We start from the raw sequence: 7,500 nt of genomic DNA, 5'->3' as shown, positions 1-7,500 counted from the left end.
CTCTTTACGAACTAATTTTCTTAGACGATGCCTCCACTGATCATAGCGTATCAACTTTTAAAAAGCTGCTCTCAAAAGAAAATAAGACCCACCTGAAGGTTCAACAGATTATTAATGATAAAAACTCTGGTTCTGTATTTAAACAATGGATAAAAGGAGTCTCTGCAGCAACTGGTGATTATATTTGGATCGCAGAGGCCGATGACTTATGCGATAAGACATTTTTACAAGAGGTGATACAGGGGTTTTATATAAATAACAATATTACCTTAAGTTACACACAATCAAAACAAATAGATGAACAAGGAAATGTATTGGCTAATCATTATTTAAATTACACAAATGATATCGATAAAGAAAAATGGAAAGCCCCCTATTTTCGAAAAGGAGTCGAAGAAATACAAGATACGTTACTTATCAAAAATACTATACCTAATGTTTCAAGTGTAGTTTTTAAAAATATAGATATGAAGAAAACAGAAAAACAGTTAGAGAAGTTCAAAATAGCTGGTGACTGGTTCTTCTATGTTTCTCTTCTTACAGAGGGAGATATTCACTTCAATCCAGCCCCCTTAAACTATCATAGACGACATTTAAATAGCGTAACGAGAACAGAAGATTCATACTCCCATTACAATGAAGTTGTGCAAATGCAAAATTTCATTAAAGAAAGATTTACTATCGACGACATTTCTAAAATGAAAATGTATACATATAGAAAGTATCTTAAAGCATACTTAAAAATTTAAACATGTGCTTTCTATGCCATCAATATCTCTTTTAAGTTGCTACTATTACTCAAGGGAGGAATACTCTTTGAAAGACTTTATAGAGGAACATAAAGATTTAATTTCTCAAATCGCACACAGCTATAATGTAAATGCAAGTATCCATCCTGAGGATCATATCTTTCAGTTCATTGTCACTAATCCCGTCTTCCCATCAAAAAAAGAAGCGATAGATTACTACTTTAAAGATGGGCAAAACTCAGCAAAAATACTCTTAAACTTAATTACTTCCCTTTATCCTCCTACAGGCAATCCAAATCAATTGTTAGAATTTGCATCCGGATACGGCTGCGTAACACGTCATTTATTAAATCTACAAACGGATTTGAGTATAACCGCTTGCGATATACACGAAGAGGCCATTTCCTTTATTGAAAACAAATTAAATAATTCTTCTATATTATCTCATCCTGAGCCTGAACAGTTAAAATTGGACTCCTCTACGTACGATATCGTTTTTTGTCTATCCTTTTTCTCTCATATGCCTGATACAACTTGGTTTCGTTGGCTACAAACATTGTATAACGCTGTTTCACCTGGTGGTTTATTCATTTTCACAACCCATGGCTATCAAAGCAAAAAATACTTTGGGTTTCCAAATTTAAATGAAAAGGGCTATTGGTTTCTCTCTTCTAGTGAACAATTTGATTTAGATGTGAATCAATACGGACAAACGATAGTTAGTCCCTCTTACGTGTGTGACAAAATTAAATTATTACCCCATAACCCAATTATCAAAAAGTATACTGAAGGATTTTGGTGGGAACATCAAGACCTTTGGGTTATAGAAAAAGAAATAAAATAATAACCCACGCTCTGCTTATATACAAGTAGAGCGTGGGTTATTATTTTTTACTACATAAGAACTCTTCAATCCATAGCTTATTTAATCTAATCCCATGTTTAAAATCTATTTTAGGTTCCCAATTCAATTCTTGTTTTACCTTATCAATATTTAAAATGATTTTTTGAACGTTCTCTTGTTTTTGTTTGTAACAGATAAAATCCACTTTTCTTTCTGTTATTTTCTCTAATTCCACTATAATTCGTTTTAAAGAAAGACCTTTGCCACTCCCTATGTTGTATACGCAAGATTTCAATTGATTTAATTGTGCTAGTTGTATAGTAATTTCAACTAAATCATCGATATAAATATAATCTCTAATAATCTCCTCTGGATTCCCATATATATGAATCCTTTCATTACTGAGATGCTGGTACAAAAAACAATTTATCGCCCCAACTTTTTTTAAAGGGTTTTGGTATTTTCCATACGGATTAGAATATCTACATACAACATAATCTATTCCATATTTTTTCTTATAAAAATACAAATAATTCTCCAGCGAAACTTTTGTTATTCCATACGGGGAAAGTGGTCTTAATGGGTGTTTCTCATCAATAGGCAAATATTCAGGTTCACCATAAACTGTGCCTCCCGAAGAAGCTAATATAATTTTTTTAATACGAAATTCTTTAACACTTTCCATGAAATTAAGAAAAAATAGACTGCTATCAATATCGCCAAAAACGTCTTCAATTGAAGTTGCTACGTTAGACGTCGCAGCTAAATAAATAATAATATCTATATTCACTAAAGCCTTATATATATCCTTAACATTTTCTAAATCACCTTTAATAAATTCAACTTCACTTATAATATTTTGAGGAAAATTATTTATATGTCTGGAAAATACTTTTACATTTTGTCCTTGTTTCAATAAACCCAATGCGAGGTTGATACCAATGAAACTATTTCCACCTACTATTAAATAATTATTCTTCCTCATAATATCATCTCTCTAGTAATAAATTTTTCCTATCGTCAAACTTAAAAATATACACAAATAAACTGGATCAGTTTGATTATTCATCCTCTTATCATTGTATGTTTGTTATAAATTTTCATTATCTTTATTTTCTATTTTCATTTTAGAATAGCTTCCTTATTCAGGTTGACTGCAAAAACACTCATAATATTTACTCATCCCCATGAATATATTTAATAAACAATCCTCACTTGTTTAACCCATAAAAAAGCTTCTACATACACAAAGTTCTCAAAAAAGGAGCGCTAAACTCATGAAAAATATAAATCAAGAACTTTTAAATCATGTAATCCTACATAAAGATCGAATTCCGCATTACCATAAAGACTTTCCCCTTATACTATTTTGGAGTCATAGAAGCGGATGCACCTCATTAGCTAATTGGTTCTTTTTTCAAATTGGATTATTTACTGAAGCAAAGAAATACAATGACTTTATTCATTACTATGAGTTCTGGGTGTATAAAAACAGTACAAATTACATTCAACATTTACAAAATAGTCTTCTAGAGGCTAAAAAAAATGTTTGTAAACTTGTACGAAATCCTTATACAAGGGCTGTCAGCTCATTTTTATTACTTGCTGACAATCCATATGCTAGCCCACAATGGGAGAGCATCCGTCATTATTTTTATAATGATAAATATAGTAATCAAGGAATATCATTTAAACAATTTTTATATTACGTTCAGGCATTCGGTTCCAATTCCCTACCATTAGATATACATTTTAGTCAACAATACGTCCCTGGTGAAGAAAACTTCATTCAATGCTATATTCCTTTAGAAGATTTTAATACACAAATCACTAAACTAGAACACATGTACGATTTAACAAAATCCAATTTAGCACTTCTTACAAATTCAGATCATCATCGCGCTCACAAGATGATTTATGCAGGAAGCTATGCAGAACTTAGCATTACAGATCCAAGCTTTCCCCGATTTCCAACATACGAAAGCTTTTATGATAAAGAAACTATGGATTTAGTTACAGAAATATACGCACAGGATTTTGAAATGTACCCATACACGAAAGGGATATTTTAAGTCTATACATTTTTCCACGAATAAAAGCTGATACATCGCATAGCATAAGGTGAAACTTTAATTCGAGTGGGAGTTAATTATTCTCTTTCCCTAATCGTAATTTTAAGAGATACCTAACTTTCACCCATTTCCTTTGATTTCGCCGATTGTTGACGTGTATCATACTTTCCATACATAGATTGCATTTATTAACATAGGAGGGATATCGTGTGGAAATCAATTTGAAACACAATAATGGGTACTGCGTTATTTGCGAAAAGAAAGCTACATTTATAGAGCATAATGATTGGCTTAGAGATCATTATTTATGTTCTACATGTAACTCTATACCAAGGCAGCGAGCTTTAATCCATGCTTTACATACATTTTTTCCAAAATGGGATTCCTATAATATTCATGAATCCTCTCCTGGAGGAATTACGACTCAGCTACTATTAAAAAACTGTAAAAACTATACTTATTCTCAATACTTTAAAAATTATCCTCTTGGCCAATACTTTCAAGGTATTAGATGTGAGAACTTAGAAGACATGACTTTTGAAAATGAATCTTTTGATTTATTCATTACTCAAGACGTTTTTGAGCATGTAATGACGCCAAACAAAGCCTTTAAAGAAATAGAACGAGTATTAAAACCTGGCGGTGCTCATGTATTTACTGTCCCTTGGTATCATACACTCACAAAAACTGTGCAAAGAGCAAAAATGAATAAAGAGGTGATTGAATATATTGAAGAGCCCATTTATCATGGAAACCCTATTGATGAGAATGGATCTTTAGTAACGTTCGATTGGGGGCAGGATATGATTGAATATATTTATACACACGCAAATATGTATACAATTGTTTATTTACCAAAGGATAGATCACTAGGGCTAGATGCTGAATTTTTACATGTTTTTATTAGTAAAAAAAATGTAAAAAATTTCTAAATACTATATAATTCAGTGATTTAATAAATCAATAGTAACTTCCCACTACTTGAACTACGAATAATATAAGGGGGATATAACTTGAAAATAATCGCTTTTTACTTACCACAATTCCATCAAATAAAAGAAAATGATCGATGGTGGGGGGAAGGATTTACTGAATGGACAAATACTAAAAGTGCACGACCTTTATTTTCAGGACATTATCAACCTAGGGAACCTTATCAAGATTTTTATTACGACTTAACTACCCCCTCCGTAAGAAAGTGGCAAGCAAAAATCGCTAAAGCATACGGGATATATGGTTTTTGTTATTATCATTACTGGTTTAAGGGAAAAAGACTATTAGAAACACCCTTTAATGAGGTATTAAAGATGAAGGAACCTGACTTCCCTTTTTGTCTTTCTTGGGCAAATGAACCATGGACAAAATCTTGGGATGGTCTCGATAAACATATATTAATGCCTCAAGACTACGGAGATATATCTGATTGGAAGGAACACTTTGATTATTTATTACAGGCTTTCCAAGATGAGAGATATATTTATATAGATGATAAACCTTTATTCATTATTTATCGTCCAGGACATATTCCTGATTGTGAAAAAATGCTTAATTACTGGAATGCATTAGCGCGAGAAAATGGTTTAAAAGGTATATACTTTGCTGAAACATTAAACAGTTTTCCACTACCTAATATAAATGGATTTGATGCTAGCATTCAGTTTGAACCTTTCTATACAATTGCCCATGATAGCTCTTCAGACATAAATAAGGTAATATATGATTCTGATATGCAATTAAATGTTTGGGACTACGATAAAGTATGGATGTATATATTACAACGATCGCTCCCAAAGAAAAAAACATTTCCTGGTGCTTTTGTTGATTGGGATAATACTGCACGACGTAAAAACGCGAATAGTAGCATCTTTGTAGGTTCTACCCCTGAAAAGTTCACCATATATTTAAGCAAGCAAATTCATCGGACTTACTCTTTTTATAACAGCGAGTTTTTATTTATTAACGCATGGAACGAGTGGGCGGAAGGAACTTACTTAGAGCCAGATAAAAAATATGGATTTTCTTATTTAGAAGGGGTTAAAAATGCAATTGATAGAGGTATGAAAGCATACAAAAAAGACGAGTCATTCTGACTCGTCTTAAAGTTGCTTGGCGACGTCCTACTCTCACAGGGACAAGGTCCCAACTACCATCGGCGCTAGAGAGCTTAACTTCCGTGTTCGGTATGGGAACGGGTGTGACCTCTCTGCCATCATCACCAAACTATTGAAGGCATATTCCTTCAAAACTAGATAACATTTGCTACATATTATATGGTTAAGTCCTCGATCTATTAGTATTCGTCAGCTCCACATGTCACCATGCTTCCACCTCGAACCTATCAACCTGATCATCTTTCAGGGATCTTACTAGCTTACGCTATGGGAAATCTCATCTTGAGGGGGGCTTCATGCTTAGATGCTTTCAGCACTTATCCCTTCCGCACATAGCTACCCAGCTATGCCCTTGGCAGAACAACTGGTACACCAGCGGTGCGTCCATCCCGGTCCTCTCGTACTAAGGACAGCTCCTCTCAAATTTCCTACGCCCACGACGGATAGGGACCGAACTGTCTCACGACGTTCTGAACCCAGCTCGCGTACCGCTTTAATGGGCGAACAGCCCAACCCTTGGGACCGACTACAGCCCCAGGATGCGATGAGCCGACATCGAGGTGCCAAACCTCCCCGTCGATGTGGACTCTTGGGGGAGATAAGCCTGTTATCCCCGGGGTAGCTTTTATCCGTTGAGCGATGGCCCTTCCATGCGGAACCACCGGATCACTAAGCCCGACTTTCGTCCCTGCTCGACTTGTAGGTCTCGCAGTCAAGCTCCCTTATGCCTTTGCACTCTACGAATGATTTCCAACCATTCTGAGGGAACCTTTGGGCGCCTCCGTTACACTTTAGGAGGCGACCGCCCCAGTCAAACTGCCCACCTGACACTGTCTCCCGGGTCGATAAGACCCGTAGGTTAGAATTTCAATACAGTCAGGGCGGTATCCCACCAGCGCCTCCACCGAAGCTAGCGCTCCGGTTTCAATGGCTCCCGCCTATCCTGTACAAACTGTACCAAAATTCAATATCAGGCTACAGTAAAGCTCCACGGGGTCTTTCCGTCCTGTCGCGGGTAACCTGCATCTTCACAGGTACTATAATTTCACCGAGTCTCTGGTTGAGACAGTGCCCAAATCGTTACACCTTTCGTGCGGGTCGGAACTTACCCGACAAGGAATTTCGCTACCTTAGGACCGTTATAGTTACGGCCGCCGTTTACTGGGGCTTCAGTTCAGAGCTTCGCTTACGCTAACCCCTCTCCTTAACCTTCCAGCACCGGGCAGGTGTCACCCCCTATACTTCGCCTTACGGCTTCGCAGAGAGCTGTGTTTTTGCTAAACAGTCGCTTGGGCCTATTCACTGCGGCTTTCCGTTAAGAAAGCACCCCTTCTCCCGAAGTTACGGGGTCATTTTGCCGAGTTCCTTAACCAGAGTTCTCTCGCACACCTTAGGATTCTCTCCTCGCCTACCTGTGTCGGTTTGCGGTACAGGCACCTTTTATCTCGCTAGAAGCTTTTCTTGGCAGCGGGGAATCAAAGACTTCGCTCCATAAGGAGCTTCCCCATCACAGCTCAGCCTTTATGATAAGCGGATTTGCCTACTTATCAGCCTAACTGCTTGGACGTGCACAACCAATCGCACGCTTCTTCTATCCTTCTGCGTCCCTCCATTGCTCAAACGATAAAGAGGTGGTACAGGAATATCAACCTGTTGTCCATCGCCTACGCCTGTCGGCCTCGGCTTAGGTCCTGACTAACCCTGAGCGGACGAGCCTTCCTCAG

General features: G+C 36.7%; 6 protein-coding genes and 2 rRNA genes (2 of these 8 only partly in view). 5 read left to right on the top strand and 3 right to left on the bottom strand.

The annotated features are described in order from the left end of the window. Positions 1–749: the 3' portion of a glycosyltransferase gene (locus MKY21_RS01620; RefSeq protein ID WP_000558374.1), read on the top strand. 1,183 nt of this gene lie to the left of the window's left edge; 749 of the gene's 1,932 nt are visible here — the last part of the coding sequence; its start codon lies beyond the left edge, outside the window; it ends in the stop codon at positions 747–749. 67 nt (positions 750–816) lie between these two features. Next, positions 817–1,593: a class I SAM-dependent methyltransferase gene (locus tag MKY21_RS01615; protein ID WP_000651235.1), complete on the top strand. Its 777-nt coding sequence runs from the start codon at positions 817–819 to the stop codon at positions 1,591–1,593. A gap of 40 nt (positions 1,594–1,633) precedes the next feature. On the opposite strand, the gene MKY21_RS01610 is transcribed toward MKY21_RS01615, so the two are convergent. Beyond that, positions 1,634–2,578, bottom strand: a complete 945-nt coding sequence (locus MKY21_RS01610) for an NAD-dependent epimerase/dehydratase family protein (RefSeq protein ID WP_201144869.1) — start codon at positions 2,576–2,578, stop codon at positions 1,634–1,636. A gap of 292 nt (positions 2,579–2,870) precedes the next feature. On the opposite strand from MKY21_RS01610, the gene MKY21_RS01605 reads away from it, so the two are divergent. The 3 genes from MKY21_RS01605 (at position 2,871) to MKY21_RS01595 (ending at position 5,755) form a co-directional block, all read left to right on the top strand. Beyond that, positions 2,871–3,665, top strand: coding sequence for a sulfotransferase family 2 domain-containing protein (locus tag MKY21_RS01605; protein WP_016119033.1), 795 nt, complete (start codon positions 2,871–2,873; stop codon positions 3,663–3,665). Positions 3,666–3,874: 209 nt separating this feature from the next. Then, positions 3,875–4,597, top strand: a complete 723-nt coding sequence (locus MKY21_RS01600; protein ID WP_016119032.1) for a methyltransferase domain-containing protein — start codon at positions 3,875–3,877, stop codon at positions 4,595–4,597. 81 nt (positions 4,598–4,678) lie between these two features. After that, positions 4,679–5,755 carry a glycosyltransferase WbsX family protein gene (locus tag MKY21_RS01595; protein WP_016119031.1) on the top strand — a complete coding sequence of 359 codons (1,077 nt, stop codon included), beginning with the start codon at positions 4,679–4,681 and terminating at the stop codon, positions 5,753–5,755. Positions 5,756–5,769: 14 nt separating this feature from the next. Here the strand turns inward: MKY21_RS01595 and rrf are convergent. Both rrf and MKY21_RS01585 read right to left on the bottom strand, forming a co-directional pair. Next, positions 5,770–5,885: ribosomal RNA gene (gene rrf / locus MKY21_RS01590) — 5S ribosomal RNA — on the bottom strand. Positions 5,886–5,935: 50 nt separating this feature from the next. After that, positions 5,936–7,500: ribosomal RNA gene (locus MKY21_RS01585) — 23S ribosomal RNA — on the bottom strand (it continues 1,358 nt past the right edge of the window).

Origin of the sequence: Bacillus sp. FSL R9-9497, assembly GCF_038005805.1 — a bacterium.
Classification (GTDB): domain Bacteria; phylum Bacillota; class Bacilli; order Bacillales; family Bacillaceae_G; genus Bacillus_A; species Bacillus_A cereus.
Note: the sequence above shows the minus strand (reverse complement) of the source record. Positions and strands in the feature narration are given on the sequence as shown.

What these genes read in the sequence shown, in the direction of transcription:
- MKY21_RS01605 (WP_016119033.1), top strand. Translation starts at nt 2,871, where the DNA reads ATGAAAAATATAAATCAAGAACTTTTAAATCATGTAATCCTACATAAA.
- MKY21_RS01610 (WP_201144869.1), bottom strand. Translation starts at nt 2,578, where the DNA reads ATGAGGAAGAATAATTATTTAATAGTAGGTGGAAATAGTTTCATTGGT.